The 18,766-nt window shown below is 71.8% G+C and carries 15 protein-coding genes; 8 read left to right on the top strand and 7 right to left on the bottom strand.

What is annotated here, in order from left to right:
- Positions 1–191: 191 nt before the first annotated feature.
- The 4 genes from ACFV9D_RS30260 to ACFV9D_RS30245 are packed head-to-tail and all read left to right on the top strand — an operon-like array spanning position 192 to position 4,482.
- A complete protein-coding gene (locus ACFV9D_RS30260) occupies positions 192–2,996 on the top strand; it encodes a nitrate- and nitrite sensing domain-containing protein (protein WP_385153161.1) in 2,805 nt (934 codons plus the stop codon).
- A complete protein-coding gene (locus ACFV9D_RS30255; RefSeq protein ID WP_385153158.1) occupies positions 2,993–3,433 on the top strand; it encodes a roadblock/LC7 domain-containing protein in 441 nt (146 codons plus the stop codon). Before ACFV9D_RS30260 ends, ACFV9D_RS30255 begins: the two co-directional genes overlap by 4 nt.
- Before the next feature lie 13 nt (positions 3,434–3,446).
- Positions 3,447–3,896: a DUF742 domain-containing protein gene (locus tag ACFV9D_RS30250; RefSeq protein WP_385153155.1), complete on the top strand. Its 450-nt coding sequence runs from the start codon at positions 3,447–3,449 to the stop codon at positions 3,894–3,896.
- The gene (locus ACFV9D_RS30245; RefSeq protein WP_385153153.1) at positions 3,877–4,482 is read left to right on the top strand and encodes an ATP/GTP-binding protein; all 606 of its coding nucleotides are present in this window, start codon (positions 3,877–3,879) and stop codon (positions 4,480–4,482) included. The genes ACFV9D_RS30250 and ACFV9D_RS30245 overlap by 20 nt, the downstream gene beginning before the upstream one ends.
- A gap of 32 nt (positions 4,483–4,514) precedes the next feature.
- On the opposite strand, the gene ACFV9D_RS30240 is transcribed toward ACFV9D_RS30245, so the two are convergent.
- The 3 genes from ACFV9D_RS30240 to ACFV9D_RS30230 all read right to left on the bottom strand — a co-directional run bounded on the left by ACFV9D_RS30240 (position 4,515) and on the right by ACFV9D_RS30230 (position 7,167).
- Positions 4,515–5,702, bottom strand: coding sequence for a lipid-transfer protein (locus ACFV9D_RS30240; RefSeq protein ID WP_385153151.1), 1,188 nt, complete (start codon positions 5,700–5,702; stop codon positions 4,515–4,517).
- On the bottom strand, positions 5,699–6,178 hold the full coding sequence (locus ACFV9D_RS30235) for a Zn-ribbon domain-containing OB-fold protein (RefSeq protein ID WP_385153148.1): 480 nt from the start codon (positions 6,176–6,178) through the stop codon (positions 5,699–5,701). The genes ACFV9D_RS30240 and ACFV9D_RS30235 overlap by 4 nt, the downstream gene beginning before the upstream one ends.
- 179 nt (positions 6,179–6,357) lie before the next feature.
- Entirely contained in the window at positions 6,358–7,167 is an 810-nt protein-coding gene (locus ACFV9D_RS30230) for a M15 family metallopeptidase (protein WP_385153145.1), read from the bottom strand.
- 59 nt (positions 7,168–7,226) lie between these two features.
- Here ACFV9D_RS30230 and ACFV9D_RS30225 point away from each other — a divergent pair, with 59 nt between their 5' ends.
- Positions 7,227–7,739 carry an NUDIX domain-containing protein gene (locus ACFV9D_RS30225; RefSeq protein ID WP_385153142.1) on the top strand — a complete coding sequence of 171 codons (513 nt, stop codon included), beginning with the start codon at positions 7,227–7,229 and terminating at the stop codon, positions 7,737–7,739.
- 90 nt (positions 7,740–7,829) lie between these two features.
- On the opposite strand, the gene ACFV9D_RS30220 is transcribed toward ACFV9D_RS30225, so the two are convergent.
- Entirely contained in the window at positions 7,830–10,184 is a 2,355-nt protein-coding gene (locus tag ACFV9D_RS30220; protein WP_385153139.1) for a glycoside hydrolase family 31 protein, read from the bottom strand.
- A gap of 215 nt (positions 10,185–10,399) precedes the next feature.
- Between ACFV9D_RS30220 and ACFV9D_RS30215 the strand changes: the two genes are divergently transcribed.
- Positions 10,400–12,370 (top strand): acetoacetate--CoA ligase, encoded by a 1,971-nt coding sequence (locus tag ACFV9D_RS30215; RefSeq protein ID WP_385153136.1) that lies wholly within the window; start codon positions 10,400–10,402, stop codon positions 12,368–12,370.
- A gap of 97 nt (positions 12,371–12,467) precedes the next feature.
- Here ACFV9D_RS30215 and ACFV9D_RS30210 read toward each other — a convergent pair whose 3' ends face one another.
- A complete protein-coding gene (locus tag ACFV9D_RS30210) occupies positions 12,468–13,787 on the bottom strand; it encodes an aminotransferase class I/II-fold pyridoxal phosphate-dependent enzyme (RefSeq protein ID WP_385153133.1) in 1,320 nt (439 codons plus the stop codon).
- 46 nt (positions 13,788–13,833) lie between these two features.
- Here ACFV9D_RS30210 and ACFV9D_RS30205 point away from each other — a divergent pair, with 46 nt between their 5' ends.
- Complete coding sequence (locus tag ACFV9D_RS30205; RefSeq protein ID WP_385153131.1) at positions 13,834–15,102, top strand: MFS transporter; 1,269 nt, start codon at positions 13,834–13,836, stop codon at positions 15,100–15,102.
- A 22-nt stretch (positions 15,103–15,124) separates the two neighbouring features.
- Positions 15,125–16,021: a hypothetical protein gene (locus ACFV9D_RS30200; protein ID WP_385153128.1), complete on the top strand. Its 897-nt coding sequence runs from the start codon at positions 15,125–15,127 to the stop codon at positions 16,019–16,021.
- 66 nt (positions 16,022–16,087) lie between these two features.
- Here the strand turns inward: ACFV9D_RS30200 and ptsP are convergent, their stop codons facing one another.
- The gene (gene ptsP / locus ACFV9D_RS30195; protein ID WP_385153125.1) at positions 16,088–17,758 is read right to left on the bottom strand and encodes a phosphoenolpyruvate--protein phosphotransferase; all 1,671 of its coding nucleotides are present in this window, start codon (positions 17,756–17,758) and stop codon (positions 16,088–16,090) included.
- A gap of 83 nt (positions 17,759–17,841) precedes the next feature.
- Complete coding sequence (locus ACFV9D_RS30190; protein ID WP_385153122.1) at positions 17,842–18,291, bottom strand: PTS glucose transporter subunit IIA; 450 nt, start codon at positions 18,289–18,291, stop codon at positions 17,842–17,844.
- Positions 18,292–18,766 lie beyond the last annotated feature (475 nt).

Here is an 18,766-nt window from a genome sequence, read left to right as displayed (position 1 = left end):
CATGATCAACGCTCACTCGAGAGGCTGAAAATCGCCCGGACATGCCTTCGGGTTGGCTGTGATGCAGTAGTAGGCTCGCGCCGCCGTTTGTTGAAGCTGATGGTTGACGCCATGTGTTGACGCTGTGTGTTGACGCCACGCGTCGCAAACGAGGACTTCCGCGCCGGGCGGAGGCCGAACTGGGGGAGGCCATGCGCTTTCGCGGGAAGTCCATCCGCCGGAAGATCGTGGCGTTGTTGCTGGTGCCGCTCGTGTCCCTCACCGGCCTCTGGGGTTTCGCCACGGTACTCACCGGCCGCGAGGCCGACCAACTCCTCGACGTCGGCTACATCGTCGAGAAGGTCGGCTACCCCATCGAGGACACGGCCCGCGTCATCCAGAAGGAACGCCGGCAGTCGCTGATCTATCTGGCCGATCCGCGTGCCTCGGACTCTCTCACCGACCTGCGCAAGCAACGCGAGGCCACCGACCGTCAGATCGCCCTCATCCGGCAGAACGCCGCGGACTCCGGCGTGCAGGAGGAGATGCGGCCCCTCGCCTCGCAGCGGCTCGAATCGCTGCTGACGGCGCTCGACGGCCTCGACGCACTGCGCCGCTCCGTGGAGAACCGCAGCATCGGCCGCATGCAGGCCCTCGACTTCTACAACCGCGTGGTCGATCCCTGCTACAGCTTCCTCATGACCCTCCACGCGCTCGAGAACGTGGAGATGGACAAGCAGGGCCGCGCCCTCGTCGGCATCACCCGCGGTCGCGAGATGCTCGCCCGTGAGGACGCCCTCGTCGTCTCCGCCCTCATCTCCGAACGCGTCACGGCCGAGGAACTCCGCGCGGTCACCGACCTCGTCGCCCACCGCAAGCTGCTCTACGAGGTGAACCTCGAAGTCCTGCCGACCGTCGAGCGCGAGAAGTTCGAGAGGTACTGGGGCAGTCCCGACACCGAGCCGCTGCGCCGCGCCGAAGAGGCCCTGATCGCCGCGGGTCCCACCAAGAACCCGCGCGCCATCACTGCCGAGCGCTGGGAGGAACGGGCGAACCCGGTCCTCGACGACCTGGCGCGGGAGAACACGGCCGCGGGCGACCGCTACCAGGAGCGCGTCCAGCCCGCCGCCTACAGCGTGCTGCTCAAGGCGGGCATCGCCGGTGTCCTCGGCTTCCTCGCCCTGCTCGTCTCCCTCGTCGTGTCCGTCCGCGTCGGCCGCGAACTCGTCCGCGACCTGCGCCGGCTGCGCAAGGAGGCCCAGGAGGTCTCCGGCGTACGACTGCCCAGCGTCATGCGCCGCCTCGCCGCCGGCGAACACGTCGACGTCGAGACCGAGGTGCCGCAACTGCGGTACGAGGAGGACGAGGTCGGCCAGGTCGGCCGGGCCCTCAACACCCTCCAGCGGGCCGCCGTCGAAGCCGCCGTGAAGCAGGCCGACATGCGCCGCGGCGTCTCCGAGGTGTTCGTCAACCTGGCCCGCCGCAACCAGGTACTGCTGCACCGCCAGCTCACCCTCCTCGACACCATGGAACGACGCACCGAGGACACCGAGGAACTGGCCGACCTGTTCCGGCTCGACCACATGACCACGCGCATGCGCCGCCACGCCGAGGGTCTCGTGATCCTCTCCGGCGCCGCCCCCTCCCGCCAGTGGCGCAAGCCCGTCCAGCTCATGGACGTCGTACGCGCGGCGGTCGCCGAGGTCGAGGACTACGAACGGATCGAGGTGCGCCGCCTGCCCCGTCTCGGTGTGGGCGGCCCCGCCGTCGCCGACCTCACCCACCTCATCGCGGAACTCCTCGAGAACGCCACGGTGTTCTCGCCCCCGCACACCGCCGTCCAGGTGCTCGGCGAGCGGGTCGCCAACGGCTTCACGCTCGAGATCCACGACCGCGGCCTCGGCATGAACCCCGACGCCCTGCTCGACGCCAACCTCCGGCTGGCCGAGACCCCCGAGTTCGAGCTCTCCGACACCGACCGGCTCGGCCTCTTCGTCGTCAGCCGGCTCGCCCAGCGCCAGAACGTCCGCGTCTCGCTGCAGCCCTCGCCGTACGGGGGGACCACCGCGGTCGTCTTCATCCCGGCCACGCTGCTCACCGACGCGCCCGAGACGCAGGGCGCGGGCTTCCGCCTGGACCGCAAGAGCCTGGACCGCGGGCCTGCGGAGCGTGGGCTCGCGGAGCGTGAGAACGGCGCCGCCGAGCAGCCGGGACGCCGTCCCGCTCTCACCAAGGTGCCGGGCGGCGCGCCCCGGGCCACCGGATCCGCGCGCTCCGCGGCCTCCCCGCTCCTGGACGGCCCGCTCGACGGGCCCGTCGAGCTCGAACCTCCCCTCGGTACCTCCGGCTTCGAGGAACTGCTCGCGCCGTCCGCCGCGGACCTGGAGGACACCGAGAGCGAACGCGGTGGCCTCTTCCGCCCCCGGGACCACCGCCGCGGCCTCGCCCCGGCCCCGAGCGCCGAACAGCACCACCAGACCCCGGACCAGTCGCCCGACCGGGCGCCCCGGGACCGCGGCCCCGTGCCGCTGCCCCGGCGCCGCCCGCCCACGCTCGTCGTCGACCACGGCCGCCGGGTCGACGAGCCGGGCCGCGCCCACCCGATCTCCGGCCCGGACACCGACTCACCGGGCACCCCGCCCACGCTGGTGCCCGTACCGCCCGACGGCCCGGTCCCGGCCCGCGGCCTCGGAGCGCCGACCGGTCCCGTGCAGCCGGACCGCCCCGTGCCGCCCGACGGTTCCGTACAGCCCGACGGTCCGGCGCCGTTCGGCGGACTGCCCCGCCGGGTCCGCCAGGCGAGCCTCGCGCCCCAGCTGCGCGTGACGGGCGAACGCACCGACGACAAGGCGAAGACGTCCACCGGCTCCGCCGCCTCAGCCGACACGGACTTCGAGCGCGACGCCGAGGAAGTGCGCAGCCGCATGGCCTCCATGCAGCGCGGCTGGCAGCGCGGACGACGGAAGAACGCAGAGACGACAGCACCAGGAACGACACCCGAGGGGGACGGTCGATGACCGCACCGAACGCCGCAGCAACCAACACCTCCGGAAACGCCAACGGCGAGCTGAACTGGCTCCTCGACGAGCTGGTCCAGCGGGTGGCGTCCATCCGCAAGGCGCTGGTGCTCTCCAGCGACGGACTTCCCACCGGTGCCTCCGCCGACCTGACCCGCGAGGACGGCGAGCACCTCGCCGCCGTCGCTTCCGGCTTCCACAGCCTCGCCAAGGGCGTCGGCCGCCACTTCGAGGCGGGCAAGGTCCGCCAGACCGTCGTGGAGCTGGAGGACGCGTTCCTCTTCGTCACGGCGGCGGGCGACGGCAGCTGCCTCGCCGTCCTCGCGGACGCCGACTCGGACGTCGGCCAGGTCGCCTACGAGATGACACTGATGGTCAAGCGGGTCGGCGCCCACCTCGCGACGGCCCCTCGCTCCGGACTGTCCGCCGGAGGGTGAGTGGGGGGACACCATGACTGACGGCACGACTGACGGCATGATCGACGGCACGACCGACGCGGACCCGCAGAACCACGGGCCGGGCCCAGCCCACCACTGGTTCGACGACGATGCCGGGCCGGTGGTCCGTCCGTACGCGATGACCCGCGGCCGGACCAGCGCCGCGACCCGTCATCGGCTCGACCTGATCGCCGTGGTGGTACCCGAGCCCGCCGCGGACGATCCCGGCCGGGACCAGACGCTCTCCCCGGAACACGTGGAGATCGTCGAACGCTGCTCGGACTCGCCGCAGTCGATCGCCGAACTCGCCGCCGGACTCGACCTCCCCGTCGGGGTCGTCCGGGTCCTCGTCGGCGATCTCGTCGAGGACGAACTCGTCCATGTGACCCGCCCCGTTCCGCCGGCCGAGCTGCCGGACGTGAGCATTCTCCGCGAGGTGATCAATGGCCTTCGGGCGCTCTAGCCGCACCAAGCCGTTCGTCGAACCGGTGACCTTGAAGATCCTGGTCGCGGGCGGTTTCGGGGTGGGCAAGACGACGCTGGTCGGCGCCGTCAGCGAGATCAGACCGCTGCGCACCGAGGAGATCCTCAGCGAGGCCGGACGGCCCGTCGACGATCTCCACGGGGTCGAGAACAAGTCGACCACCACGGTCGCCATGGACTTCGGGCGGATCACCCTCCGCGAGGACCTGGTCCTGTATCTCTTCGGCACGCCCGGCCAGGACCGCTTCTGGTTCCTCTGGGACGAGCTGGCGCAGGGCGCGCTCGGGGCGGTCGTCCTGGCCGACACTCGTCGTCTGGAGGACAGCTTCGCGGCGATCGACTACTTCGAGCGGCGCGGCATCCCCTTCACGGTGGCGGTCAACTGCTTCGAGGGCGCGCGCCGGTTCCCGGCCGAGAGCGTGCGCGGGGCACTCGACCTCGACCCCGAGGTCGAGCTGCTGATGTGCGACGCGCGCGACCGGGAGTCCGTGAAGAACGTCCTCGTGGCCGTCGTCGAGCACGCCCTGGTCCTGGCGGACCGGGGCGCCACGCCCGTCGCCACCTGACACCTGAGACGGCCGGGCAGTGGTGGTGCCGCTCAGCGGACCGCCACCACCGCCGACCCGTGCCCGAACAGCCCCTGGTTCGCGGTGATCCCGACCCGCGCACCGGGCACCTGCCGGTCGCCGGCCGTGCCCCGCAACTGCCAGGTGAGCTCGCAGACCTGCGCGACGGCCTGGGCGGGCACGGCCTCGCCGAACGAGCCCAGGCCCCCGCTGGTGTTGACCGGGACGCGGCCACCGAGCGCCGTGGCTCCTTCTCGTACCAGCTTCGCGCCCTCGCCCGCCGCGCACAGACCGATGTCCTCGTACCACTCCAGCTCCAGCGCGGTGGACAGGTCGTACACCTCCGCGAGCGACAGGTCCTCGGGTCCCAGCCCCGCCTCCTCGTAAGCGGCACGCGCGATCGAGGCGCGGAAGGTGTCCGGCGCGGGGGAGACGGCGACCGCGGAGTCGGTCGCGATGTCCGGGAGGTCGAGGACCGCCTTCGGGTACGTCGGTGTGACGGTGGAGACGGCCCGGATACGGACCGGGTCCCGGTGCCCGTGTCGGCGGGCGAACTCCATGCTGGAGAGCACCAGCGCCGCACCCCCGTCCGAGGTTGCGCAGATGTCGAGCAGCCGCAGCGGATCGGCGACGACGGCCGATGCAGCGACCTCCTCGGCGCTCACCGCCTTGCGGTAGCGGGCGAGCGGATTGAGGGCGCCCGCCGCCGCGTTCTTCACCTTGACCTGGGCGAAGTCGTCCACCGTGTCCCCGTACAGAGCCATCCGACGGCGGGCGTAGAGCGCGAAGTACGCGGGATTGGTCGCCCCGAGGACCCGGAAGCGCAGCCAGTCCGGATCGTCCGGCCGCTCCCCGCCCGCCGGAGCGAAGAAGCCCTTGGGCGCCGAGTCCGCCCCGACGACCAGCACCACGTCCGCCAGACCCGCGAGGATCTGGGCCCGCGCGGCGCCGACCGCCTGCGCTCCCGAGGCACAGGCCGCGTACACGCTGGTGACGCGCGCCCCCTGCCAGCCCAGCGCCTGCGCGAAGGTCGCCCCCGCCACGTATCCCGGGTACCCGCACCGCACGGTGTCGGCGCCGACCACCGAACCGACGTCCTTCCAGCTCAGCCCGGCGTCCGCGAGCGCCGCCCGGGCCGCCACGGTCCCGTACTCGACGAAGCTGCGCCCCCACTTGCCCCAGGGGTGCATCCCGGCCCCCAGCACGGCGATGTCGTTCATGACCGCTCCTCCGTCACGCGCGCGTGCACCGGCCGCCAGTGCCAGGTGGTCCAGATGTGTGCGTCGTCCTCGTTGAGGACTCCCGGCACGACCTCGACCTCCATGCCGACGGCGAGGTCCGCGGTCCGCACCCCGGGCGCCGCCTGCCCGAGCACCACCATCGCCTCGGCGGCCAGTTCCACCGCGACCAGGGTGTACGGCTGCCAGGGCGCGTCCGGATCGGAGACGTAGGGAGCGGGCGGGCGGTAGCGGCCGTCGGTGTACGACCACACGCGGCCACGCCGGGAGAGCGGGGTCTCGACGAGCTCGCCGCCGCCCGGGCAGCCGGGGTTGCGGCACCAGGAGTCCTCGCGGGGGAAGAAGACCGAGGAGCACGCCGTACAGCGGGTCCCGAGGAGCCGGAAGTCCCCGTCCCCGCCTTCCTCGCCGTCGTCCGTGAACCATCCGGCCACCACCGGTCTGCGCGTCCGTGCCACGACGGCCCTCCCGACCTCGAGATCGCATGAATCTGACGAAGCGTCAGGAGTCTGTCATGGATGCCGCGCGCTGAGAACCGTACGGGCCTTTACCGCGTCCTTACGTACGGAACGGGCGGCCGGGACCCACGGGGGTGGTCCCGGCCGCCCGTTGTCCACCGGACGTCACCTTCCGCCGATCAGTGACCGGCCACCGACCGCCGCGCCACCGGGAAGTCGAAGAAGGTGCTCGGGAACGGCTCCGGCTTGAACGTGAAGTGCCACCACTCCTCGGGCAGATTCACGAATCCCTGCTCCGCCAGCGTCCCCTTCAGGAGCTGCCGGTTGGCCCGCTGCGCACCCTGGATCCGTGGATCGTCGGTGTGCGACAGCGTGTCGAAGCAGTCGAAGCCCGTCCCCATGTCGACGGAGTTGTCGGGGAAACGCTCGGCCCGCGGGGCGTAGCACTCCACCAGCTCCTCGCCCGGCACGTACGGGCGGGTCGGTGCGGCCGGCAGTTTCACGATCGTCAGGTCGACCGTAGAACCGCGGCTGTGCCCGGACTTCTCCGCGATGTAACCGTCCGCGAACAGCCTCGACTTGTCGACAAGGGGATAGAACTCCGGCTTCATCCGCTCGTCCTCGAGATCCTTGGCCCAGCGGACGAAGTGGTCGACGGCCCGCTGCGGCCGGTAGCAGTCGTAGACCTTCAGTGAGTAGCCCCGCGCGCGCAGCTTCATCTGCGCGCGGTGCAAGGCCTCGGCGGCGGGACGGGTCAGGATGCACAGCGGTTGGCGGTAGCCGTCGACCTCCTCGCCCACGAAGTTGTGCTCCGTGGTGTAGCGCATCTCCTGAATGATCGTCCGGTCCACCGAGCTCAGCGCCACGAACTCCTTCGGAGCCTTCGGCTCCGGCTCGGCCTGCGCGGACGGTACGGCCGCCGTGGCGGCGAGCAGACCGGCGGTCGCCAGCACACCGAGGGTACGGAAAACGGAAGCAAGTCCTGTCATGTGCACCGTCTATCAGTTCCGGGAGGCACGGGAAAGGGTGATCGCATACGGTCCTGCCTGTGAAGGACTCCTACTGCTCCGCCTGCGGCACCCTATACGCCGAGCCCGCCGCCTGGCCCCGCCGGTGCGCCGGCTGCGGCTCCGTCGCCTACCGCAACCCGCTGCCCGTCGCCGTGGCCCTGCTCCCCGTAACGGACGTACGGGGGACCGGACTTGTCGTCATCACCCGCACGATCGAACCCGCCAGGGGCGGAGTCGCGCTCCCCGGCGGCTTCATCGACCATGCCGAGGACTGGCGCGACGCCGTCGTCCGCGAACTGCGCGAGGAGACGGGGATCGAGGCGCCGGCGGCGGAGGTACGGCTCGCCGACGCCCTCAGCTCGCCGGCCGGGCACCTTCTCCTCTTCGGCCTGCTCCCGCCCCGCCCTGCCGGCGACCTGCCGCCCTCCGCCCCCACCGACGAGACCACCGGTCACCACCTGCTGCACGCCCCGGCGGAACTGGCCTTCCCCCTGCACACGGAGGCGGTACGGCGCTGGTTCGCGGGGCGGTACGCCTCCTGCGACGGCTGAGGGAGGCTGGTGACGCCTGCGACGGCTGAGAGGTTGACCGCCTGCGACGGCTGAGGACCGCCAAGGACGGCTGAGGACGGCTGAAGGCGGTCACCCCGCCAGGCCCCGCACCCGCACCGGAAGCGCCACCTCCTCCGAGCCCGCGTCCGTCACCCGCTCCACCACCACCCGGCCGTCCACCAGCCGCGAGGCGTAGCGCTCGATCTCGCCCGGCTCCCATCCGTCCCCGGTGTCCCGTACGACGAGCCCACCGCCCGTGCGTCCGGCCGCCGGCGCCCACACCTCCAGCTCCAGACCCCCGTCCGCACCCCGCACCGGAATCACCGACCCCGCTCGCGCGAGCACCGGGATCCGGGACGGGGGCGCGTCGAGGAGGACCTGCCCCGGCCCCTCGTACGCCCGACCCGTCGCGGTGTCGTACCAGCGCCCGCGCGGCAGCCGCACCGCACGCCGGTCGGCGCCCCGGGCGAGGACGGGCGCCACGAGCAGCGCGTCGCCCACCAGGAACGCGTTCTCGCAGTCCCGCAGGGCCCGGTCCTCCGGCGCGCCCCACCACACCGGCCGGACGTACGGAGCCCCCGTCAACCGGGCGAGCTGGGCGAGCGTGACGAAGTACGGCCGCATCCGCTCACGCTCGGCGAGCGCCACGCGCGCGTGCTCCAGGACCTCGGGCCCGAACTCCCACGGCTCACGCCGACCCGCGTCGATCGCCGCGTGCGTACGGAACAGCGGCAGCCACGCACCCAGCTGGAACCAGCGCAGGAACAGCTCCGGCGACGGACTCCCGTCGAAGCCGCCGACGTCCGGCCCCGAGTACGGCACCCCGCACAGCCCCAGCCCGAGAACCAGCGAGAGGGAGGCCCGCAGCCCCGGCCACCCGGTCGACACATCGCCCGACCAGGTCCCGCCGTACCGCTGCATCCCGGCCCAGCCCGAGCGCGAGAAGAGGAACGGCCGTTCGTCCGGCCGCAGCCGGCGCAGCCCTTCGTACCCGGCCCTGGCCATCGTCAGCCCGTAGACGTTGTGCGCCTCGCGGTGGTCGCCGCCTCGCCCCTCGAGGGCGTGCCGGGACGAGCGCGGCAGCGACTGGTCCCCGAAGGGCGAGAAGGAGACCGGTTCGTTCATGTCGTGCCAGACCCCGGAGAAGCCCTGGCCGAGCCGCTCCTCGTACAGGCCGCCCCACCACTCCCGTACCGCCGGATCGGTGAAGTCCGGATAGGCGCACTCGCCCGGCCAGACCACCCCCTGGACCTCGTTCCCGCGCCCGTCGCGGACGAACGCGCCGACCGCGGTACCGCTGTCGTAGACCGTGTTCCCCGGCTCCGCCTTCACCGCCGGGTCCACGATCGACACCAGCCGTACCCCCTGCTCCCGCAGCTCGCCCGCGAGCCCCGGCAGATCGGGAAAGCGCTCGCGGTCCACCGTGAACACCTGGTGCCCGTCGTAGTGGTCGATGTCCAGATGCAGCACGGACAGCGGCAGTCCCCGCTCGCGGTAGCCGTCCACCACCCGCCGAACCTCACGCTCGCTGCCGAACCCCCAGCGGGCGTGCTGCGGACCCAGCGCCCAGGACGGCGGCAGCGCCGGCGCACCTGTCAGCGCCGCCCAGCCGTGGAGCACGCGCGCGGGGGTCCCGACCACCACCCAGCAGCGCAGTGGTCCGCCGCCCATCCGGACCTCGCTGGTCCCCGGCCGGTCGTGCCCGGACCCGGCCCCCTCCTCACCTTCGGTGAGGGTGATCAGGCCGTCCCAGGAGTTGTCGTGGAACGCCAGGTGTGTGCCCGCGTCCGAGACGACGAACTGCACCGGCATCGTGATGTACAGCGGATCGTCGCCGGGGGAGAAGCTCCCCTTGGGGTCGGTGTTCCACAGCCGGTACGAACCGTCGCGCAGCCGCGGCCCCGACGCCCGCCCGCCGAGTCCGAAGAAGCGCGCGTCCGCCGGCACCTCGCTGCGCTGCACCCAGCGCGCGGGCCCACCCGCGACCGGCTCCCACCAGCGTGGCGGCAGATCCCGGCGCAGCACCACACCCCCGGGCGTACGGACCTCGACCGCCCCGTGGCGGGACACGGCGACCGTCACCCGTTCCGACACCACCCGCCAACCACCGTCGGTGTCCGGCTCGAGCAGCGCCCGCGGGTCCGGCTCGGGCGCCTCGCCGGCCAACGCGTACGACGGGAGCGGCTCGGCCCCGTCCCAGCCCCAGAAGACCGTGCCCCCTGCCGACACACTGATCCGCAGATCGGAGCGGGCGAACCGGATGATCCCCCCGCCCGGCAGCGGCTCGACCTCGCCGACCGACCCCGGCACCCTGGCCCGCTCGGTCCCCCTCGGCGGCAACCCCCACGCATCCGTACGACGCTGCCGCCACGCCGAACGTACTGCCCGCAATCCCTGCACCGATCCGAACACCCTCACCGAACGCACCAGCTCACGACCGTCCATGCAGCTCACCCTGCCATTCGGCAGGGCCCGCGCGCGGTTCGTTCAACTGCCGTTCACCCGTGGTGGGAGCACATATTCAGCCACCCGACCATGGGCGGGGAACCCTGGTGCGAAAGCCGCTCCCATGGCATCGTCCCTGTCAGCCGCGTACACGCGCACACCCCAGCACGTGCGCGCGACACACGCACACCCCGCGTACCCCAGGGAGCCGCCCCATGACATCAGCGCACACCGAGCCGCTTTGGCAGCCGGACGAGGAACGCATCGCCGCCGCCGCGGTCACCCGCTTCCAGTCCTGGGCCGCCGAGCGCCACGGAGCCCCGGCCGACGGTGGATACCCGGCCCTGCACCGCTGGTCGGTGGACGAGCTGGAGTCGTTCTGGCAGGCCGTCGCCGAGTGGTTCGACATCCGCTTCTCCACCCCGTACGAGCGCGTCCTCGGCGACCGCTCGATGCCCGGCGCCGAGTGGTTCCCGGGCGCCACCCTCAACTACGCCGAGCACGCCCTGCGTGCCGCCGAGGAGCGCCCCCACGACACAGCCCTGCTCCATGTGGACGAGACACATGAGCCGCGCCCGATCAGCTGGGCCGAGCTGCGCCGACAGGTCGGCTCGCTCGCCGCCGAGCTCCGCGCCCTGGGGGTGCGCCCCGGCGACCGCGTCAGCGGCTACCTCCCCAACATCCCCGAGGCGGTCACCGCCCTCCTCGCCACGGCCGCCGTCGGCGCGGTGTGGACCTCCTGCGCCCCCGACTTCGGCGCACGCAGCGTCCTCGACCGCTTCCAGCAGGTCGAGCCGGTCGTCCTGTTCACCGTCGACGGCTACCGCTACGGCGGCAAGGAGCACGACCGCCGCGACACCGTCGCCGAGCTGCGCGCCGAACTTCCCACCCTCCGCGCGGTCGTCAACATCCCGCTCCTCGGCACCGACGCCCCCGAAGGGGCGCTCACCTGGTCCGACCTGACCTCCGCCGACGTGGAGCCGGTCTTCGAGCAGGTGCCGTTCGCCCACCCGCTGTGGGTGCTGTACTCCTCCGGCACGACGGGCCTGCCCAAGGCGATCGTCCAGTCCCAGGGCGGCATCCTGATCGAGCACTTCAAGCAGCTCGGCCTGCACTGCGACCTGGGCTCCGGGGACGTGTTCTTCTGGTACACCTCCACCGGCTGGATGATGTGGAACTTCCTCGTCTCCGGCCTGCTCACCGGCACCACGGTCGTCATCTACGACGGCAGCCCCGGCTACCCCGACACCGGCGCCCAGTGGCGGGTCGCCGAGCGGACCGGGGCGACGCTGTACGGCACCTCCGCCGCGTACGTCATGGCCTGCGCCAAGGCGGACGTCCACCCGGCGCGGGACTTCGACCTCTCGGCGATCAAGTGCGTCGCGACCACCGGCTCCCCGCTGCCGCCCGACGGCTTCCGATGGCTGCACGACGAGGTCCGTGAAGACCTCTGGATCGCCTCGGTCAGCGGCGGCACGGACGTCTGCTCCTGCTTCGCGGGAGCGGTCCCGACCCTCCCCGTCCACATCGGCGAACTCCAGGCCGCCGGCCTCGGCACGGACCTGCAGTCCTGGGACCCGTCCGGCAAGCCGGTCATCGGCGAGGTCGGCGAACTCGTCGTCACCAACCCGATGCCGTCCATGCCGATCCACTTCTGGAACGACCCCGACGGCAGCCGCTACCGCGACAGCTACTTCGAGATGTTCCCGGGCGTGTGGCGCCACGGCGACTGGATCACGATCACGGACCACGGCTCGGTCGTCATCCACGGCCGCTCGGACTCCACCCTGAACCGCCAGGGCGTACGGATGGGCAGCGCGGACATCTACGAGGCCGTCGAACGGCTCCCGGAGATCCGCGAATCCCTCGTCATCGGGCTCGAAGAGCCGGACGGCGGCTACTGGATGCCGCTCTTCGTCCATCTCGCGGAGGGCGCGACCCTGGACGACGCGCTGATCGCCCGCATCAAGCAGACGATCCGCACCGAACTCTCCCCGCGCCACGTCCCCGACGACATCATCGAGGTCCCCGGCGTCCCCCACACCCTCACGGGCAAGCGCATCGAGGTCCCGGTCAAACGCCTCCTCCAGGGCACCCCGATGTCCAAGGCGGTCAACCCGGGCTCGGTCGACAACCTCGACCTGCTCCCCTTCTACGAGAGCCTGGCCGCGACCCGACGCACGTAGCGGCCCTCCCGCCCTCACCACCCCCGCGGCGCGAAGCTCCCGCGCCGCGGGGGTTCGGGGGCGTGGCGCCAGCCTCGTATAAGAAGGGGGAGTTCCCCTACCCCCCGTACGTCGCCTGCGACTCGCCCAGTACCTCCGCGAAGTCCGCTGCCAGACGCCCGGCTGCCTCGACGCCCAGCGTCGCTGTCGTGATCCGCACCGCCGTCGGCGACGCGATGCGGAACCGCGCCCCGGCCGCCACCCACCAGCCGCGCGTCCGCAGCCCGTTGACCACGGCCGACTCGTCCCGCACCGGCACCCAGACGTTCAGCCCGCTCGGCCCCACCGCCCTGATCCCGTGCCCCGCCAGCGCGTCGATCAGCGCCGCACGCCGCGATGCGTACGCCGCCGTGCCCGCCGCCACCAGCTCAGTCACCCCCGGGTCCGTGAACAGCCCGGCCACCGTCTCCTGCAGGACGTGACTGACCCAGCCGGACGTCATCAGCATCCGCCCGTCATGTCGTGCCAGCGTCGCCGCGTCACAGGCGAGCCCGGCCCACCGCAGGTCGATCCCCAGATGCTTGGACGAGGTCCGCACCTGCGCCCACCGCTCGAGACCGGCCGCCGCCAGGGTGAACGCCCGCGCCCCCGCGACGTCCGCGTTGTGGTCGTCCTCGACGACGAGGACGTCCGGGAACTCCCTGAGCACCGCGACGAGTTCGTCCCGGCGCGCCCGGCCGAAGTACGCACCCGTCGGACATTGTCCCCGCGGACTGCACACCACCGCCCGCACCCCGGCCCGCAACGCCGTCCGCAGGGCGTCCGGCACAAGGCCCTCCCCGTCCACCGCGACCGGGGCCATCCGCAGTCCCAAGGCCGGTACGAGGTCGAGGAGATGGTGGAACCCGGGATCCTCGACCGCCACCGCGTCCCCCGGCCGCAGCTCCGTCGAGAGCAGCCGTGCGATGCAGTCGAGCGCACCGTGGGCGAACGTCACGTGCTCCGCCGGTACCCCGTCCCGCTCGAACCAGTCCCGGGTCAGCTCCTCCAGCGCCCCGAGCCGGGGCGCCGCGCGGTGGGATCCGTACACCGGGCGCACCAGGGCGGGCGGTCGCAGATCCGGCAGGAACGCCGGGTCGGGATGACCGCCCGCGAGATCCACGAGACCCGCCGGTACCCGCGGCGGCCGTCGTGAGGCCACCGACGGCACCTCCGCGACCACCGTCCCGCCCCGCCCGCGGGTCATCACGACCCCGCGCCGGCGCAGCTCCTTGTACGCGGTGGCGACCGTGCCCGGACTGACTCCGAGCTCGTCCGCGAGCCGACGCACCGGAGGCAGCGCGTCCCCCGGCCCGAGCCCACCCTCGGAGACACCCTGCTCCACGGACGCGGCAATCCCCTTGGCCGTCGTCCCAATAATCGAATATTGTGTTGCCACGTACCGAACTATGTATCAATACAAAGCTCGAGTCAAGGGGGAACGAGTGAGCCGTTCATCGTGGAAGAACCGCATCCCGGGGGGTGTCGACGGCCGCCGGATGCTCGTCGTCAGCATCATCGACAAGACCGGCACCGGCCTCTGGGCCGGGTGCACCGCCCTCTACTTCACGTATGTGTCCGGTCTCGGCCTCGGCCAAGTCGGTCTCCTCATGACCGTCTCCGGCGGCGTGGGCATCGCAGGCGCCCCACTCGCCGGCCGCCTCGCCGACCGCTTCCCCCTCGTCCGGATCATCGCCGGCGCCCAACTCATGCGCGGCGCCGCCCTCCTCGCCCTCCTCACCACCGACAACTTCCTCCTGCTGACGCTCTACTCCGCGCTCGGCGCCCTCCCCGACCGTGCCGGCAGCGTCCTCATCAAGCTCTACGCGGCCCGTCTCGCCGGCCCCGACCGCGTCCGCTACCAGGCCATCCAGCGCACCACCGTCAACATCGGCTGGTCGATCGGCGGTCTCGGCGCCGCCGCCGCGCTCGCCACCGGCGGCACGCGCGCCTACGGGCTGCTCCTCATCGGAAACGTCCTCACCTACCTGGTGATCGCACTCCTCACCCTGCGCTGCGCCGAACCTCCCGCACCCGCCCGCGTCGCAGCCACCTCCGCAACACCCGACGGCCGAGCACCCGCCCAGCCCGCCAACCCCTGGCGCGACCGGACCTTCCTCACCTACACCGCCACCGAAGCCGCCCTCTTCCTCTACGACACGATCCTCCAGGTCGCCATCCCCCTCTGGATCGTCCACGCCACCAACGCGCCCGTCGGGCTCGTCCCGCTGCTCCTGGTCCTCAACACCGTCCTCGTCGTCGCCTTCCAGGTCCCCCTCGCCCGCTTCGGCGCCACCACCCAGGCCGCCCGGCGCCTCCTCGTCCCGCTCGCCGGCCTCTTCGTCCTCGGCACCCTCGCCCTCGCCGCCTCGGCCGCGGGCGGACGCGCCTTCGCCATCACCGCCGTCGTCGTCGCGGTCATCGCCCTGACGTTCGCCGAGATCATCCACGCGACCGCCTCCTGGGAACTCTCCGTCGCCCTGGCCCCCGCCGAGGCCCAGGGCGCCTACCTCGGCGTCCACGGCCTCGCCCACTCCACCCAGCGATTCGCCGGACCCCTCCTGGTCACCGGCGTGATGTCGGTCGGCGCACTCGCCTGGCCCCTCCTCGGCCTCGGCCTCGTCGCAGCGGGCGCCGCGCAGCACCGCCTGATCCGCGACCGGATCACCGAGAAGTCACTGTCAGTGGTGCCGGTTACGGTGAGTGAGCACTGATCGACAGAGCTCAGGGGGAGACATGACCCAGCACGGCACCACCACGTCCCTGCGCCGCGCCCTGCGCCGCGAAGTCCCCAGCACCGTCGGCCTCCTCGCCGACGAGGACGACTTCACCACCATGCGCCGGTACGACACCTTCGCCTTCCACGACCACCCGACCTACCTGCGCCAGGTCGAAGGCCTGCTCAAGGCACTCACCGCCCAGGGCGGGCACACCACCGTCGTCCTCTTCGACCCTGAGGAGTACGCCGAGTACTGCGAGGACACAGGCCTCGACCCCGACCGCCCCGCCAGCCGCAGCCGGTTCACCGCCGAACTGGCCGCCACCGGCACCCGCGTCCCCTACACCGGCCAGCCCATGACCACCCTCGTACCCACCCTCATCGACACGGCGGTCCGCCGCGCCACCTGGGAGTACGCCACGATGCTCCTCGCGGACACCGGAGACTGCGCCGACTGCGGGCAGGACATCGGCCGCGCCGCCTTCGACCAGGCCTCCCGCCTGCTCATGCGCCTCCTCGAAGCCGCCGGCCCCGGCACCCACCACCTCGTCTGCAGCGTCCCCGCCGCGGACGATCAACTCCTCGCGATCCTCCACGCCACCTGCGACGAGGACGGACCCGCCCACCTCGACAGCAGCGAGGGAGCCGAATTCGCCACCGTCCTCGCCGCCGGCATCGCACTCGACAGCCCCGGGGGAGTGGTCCTGCGCACCACGAGCCCCGGAGCACGCGACCGCCTCCACGGCTGGCGCCTCACCCGCGGGACCCTCCACCCCCTCACCGAAGCCGAAGTGTTCAGCGCTTACTGCACCGACGCCCGCACCGGAGAACCGCTCCCACCCGAACCCCACGTCGACTACCGCGCCGGCTTCGCCCTCGCCCCCGAGGACGACGACCGGCCCACCCACCACTGACGCCGAAGGGGCTCCCCGCCACCGACGTGACGGGAAGCCCCTTCGACACTCATGAACGCTCCGGGATCACTCCCCGGACAGCACCGCCTGCGCGGCCACCCGGGCCTCCTCGGCCGTGTCCGCCGCGCGCGCGGCAGCGGCCGCACGCTCGCACTGCGCCAGCGTGTACTTCGCGAGCGTCGCCCGCACATACGGAATCGACGCGGCACCCATCGACAGAGAGGTGACACCCAGACCCGTCAGCACACAGGCCAGCAGCGGATCCGAAGCGGCCTCACCACACACACCACAGCTCTTGCCCTCGGCCTTCGCCGCCTCGGCGGACAGCGCCACGAGGTCGAGCAGCGCCGGCTGCCACGGGTCCTGCAGCCGCGACACCGCACCGACCTGACGGTCGGCCGCGAAGGTGTACTGCGCCAGGTCGTTGGTGCCCAGCGACAGGAACTCCACCTCCTGCAGGATCGAACGCGCCCGCAGAGCGGCGGAGGGGATCTCCACCATGGCACCGAACTTCGCCTGCAGCCCCGCCTCACGGCACGCGTCGGCGAAAGCCTTCGCGTCCGTACGGTCGGCCACCATCGGCGCCATGACCTCGAGGTACACCGGCAGCCCCTCGACGGCCTTCGCCAGCGCCGTCAGCTGCGTCCGCAGCACCTCGGGGTGGTCCAGCAGCGAACGCAGGCCCCGCACACCCAGAGCGGGGTTGGGCTCGTCCGCCGGCGTCAGGAAGTCGAGCGGCTTGTCCGCACCGGCATCCAGCACCCGCACGACCACACGACCCTCGGGGAACGCCTCGAGGACCTTGCGGTACGCCTCGATCTGCTTCTCCTCCGACGGAGCCTTCTTGCTGTCGTCCAGGAAGAGGAACTCCGTACGGAACAGACCGACACCCTCGGCCCCGGCCTCCACCGCTGCCGGCACATCCGCAGGACCGCCGACATTGGCGAGCAGCGGCACCTTGTGCCCGTCCGAGGTCGCACCCGGGCCACTGGACGCGGCGAGCGCGGCCTTCCGCTCGGCGGCGGCCGCGGTCAGCGTCGCCTTCCGCTCCTCGGTCGGATCCACGAAGAGCTCACCGGTGGAACCGTCCACCGCGATGACCGTGCCCTCGCCGATCTCCCCGGCGCCCGGCAGGGCCACCACGGCCGGCACCCCGAGCGCCCGCGCCAGGATGGCGCTGTGGCTGGTCGGCCCGCCCTCCTCGGTCACGAAGCCCAGGACGAGCGCCGGGTCGAGCAGCGCCGTGTCCGCAGGAGCGAGATCCCGCGCGATCAGCACGTACGGCTCGTCGCTGTCCGGCACACCCGGCATGGGAACGCCCAACAGGCGGGCGACGATACGGTTCCGCACGTCGTCGAGGTCGGCGACCCGCCCGGCCATGTACTCACCCGCGCCCGCGAGCAGCTCGCGGTAGTGGGAGAACGCGTCGTAGATACCGCGCTCGGCCGTGCTGCCGACCGCGATCCGGCGGTCGACGTCGGCGATGAGCTCGGGGTCCTGGGCGATCATCGCCTGGGCCTCCAGCACATGCTGTGCCTCGCCCCCGGCCAGATTGCCGCGCGCAATCAGGTCGGCAGCCACAGCTTCCACGGCCTGGCGGGCGCGCCCCTGTTCGCGCTCCGCCTCCTCGGCGGGAATCTGCTTGGCCGGCGGCTCCAGAACCGCCGTACCCATGTGCCGGACCTCGCCGATCGCCACTCCGTGGCTGACGCCGACGCCTCGCAGCGTTGTCTCCATCTCACCCGTCTCCGATAGAGCGGCGGCATCGGGCCGCCGCGATGAATGTCGAACTCGTGGTCGTCACGAGGACGACGCCGGCCTCAGTTCCAGCCGAAGAGCTGGTCGTCGGCCTTCACGTCGCCGCTCTCGACGACATCGGAGAGAGAGTCGGACGTGGCCTCAAGGGCCACGACGGGGCAGATGGGGGACTTGCCCGCGGCCTCGACCTCGGACGGGTTCCAACGGACGACGGCCTGTCCCCGCGTCACGGTGTCCCCCTTGCTCACGAGCAGCTCGAAGCCCTGCCCGTTGAGCTGAACGGTGTCGATCCCGAGGTGCGTCAGCACGCCGTGCCCCTCGCCGTCGACGACGACGAACGCGTGCGGGTGCAGAGAGACAATGACGCCGTCGACCGGCGACACGGCCTCCGACGGCTCACGTACGGGGTCGATGGCGGTGCCGGGACCGACCATCGCGCCGGAGAAGACCGGATCGGGTACAGCGGCGAGACCGATGGCGCGTCCAGCAAGTGGCGACGTCACGGTTGTCATGGGAAGCCTCCCAGGGGCGGAGATTGTGTGGCGCCGTCACTACCTGTCCTGGACGGCGTACTGCTCAGAAGCGTATGTCATACGAAGTCCTAGTTCCGCACGAGACGTACCAGTTGGCGGACCTAGGGACTACCCGAAACGATTTGCCTCTACTGACGGTGGGATGTACTGTCGTACTCCTGCCTGACCCCAACGCGGCTTTGAGTCGTGGGTCGGCAGCACCTATCAAGCCAGATCCTAACCCAAGTGGTCTACACCTCTGCATGCCTGCGGAGGGGTGGTCGGGGGGAGCGAAAAAGCCTGGTAGTGTTTGACCCCGCCGCAAGGGAAAACGCGAAAAGCGAATTCCCGAAACGGCAAACCCGCTCCAGCGGGTGGCAGAAACGGAAATCGGATCTGCTAAGCTGGAAACACGAAAGACCGAAGGGAAAAGCCCGGAGGAAAGCCCGAGAGGGTGAGTACAAAGGAAGCGTCC

This window comes from Streptomyces sp. NPDC059875, from assembly GCF_042731085.1.
GTDB lineage: Bacteria > Actinomycetota > Actinomycetes > Streptomycetales > Streptomycetaceae > Streptomyces.
Note: the sequence above shows the minus strand (reverse complement) of the source record. Positions and strands in the feature narration are given on the sequence as shown.

Bases quoted from the DNA above. Each gene is read 5' to 3' on its own strand.
- ACFV9D_RS30220 (WP_385153139.1), bottom strand. From the start codon at position 10,184: ATGGACGGTCGTGAGCTGGTGCGTTCGGTGAGGGTGTTCGGATCGGTG.
- ACFV9D_RS30215 (WP_385153136.1), top strand. From the start codon at position 10,400: ATGACATCAGCGCACACCGAGCCGCTTTGGCAGCCGGACGAGGAACGC.
- ACFV9D_RS30255 (WP_385153158.1), top strand. From the start codon at position 2,993: ATGACCGCACCGAACGCCGCAGCAACCAACACCTCCGGAAACGCCAAC.
- ACFV9D_RS30245 (WP_385153153.1), top strand. From the start codon at position 3,877: ATGGCCTTCGGGCGCTCTAGCCGCACCAAGCCGTTCGTCGAACCGGTG.
- ACFV9D_RS30250 (WP_385153155.1), top strand. From the start codon at position 3,447: ATGACTGACGGCACGACTGACGGCATGATCGACGGCACGACCGACGCG.
- ptsP (WP_385153125.1), bottom strand. From the start codon at position 17,758: ATGGAGACAACGCTGCGAGGCGTCGGCGTCAGCCACGGAGTGGCGATC.
- ACFV9D_RS30190 (WP_385153122.1), bottom strand. From the start codon at position 18,291: ATGACAACCGTGACGTCGCCACTTGCTGGACGCGCCATCGGTCTCGCC.
- ACFV9D_RS30260 (WP_385153161.1), top strand. From the start codon at position 192: ATGCGCTTTCGCGGGAAGTCCATCCGCCGGAAGATCGTGGCGTTGTTG.
- ACFV9D_RS30230 (WP_385153145.1), bottom strand. From the start codon at position 7,167: ATGACAGGACTTGCTTCCGTTTTCCGTACCCTCGGTGTGCTGGCGACC.
- ACFV9D_RS30200 (WP_385153128.1), top strand. From the start codon at position 15,125: ATGACCCAGCACGGCACCACCACGTCCCTGCGCCGCGCCCTGCGCCGC.
- ACFV9D_RS30240 (WP_385153151.1), bottom strand. From the start codon at position 5,702: ATGAACGACATCGCCGTGCTGGGGGCCGGGATGCACCCCTGGGGCAAG.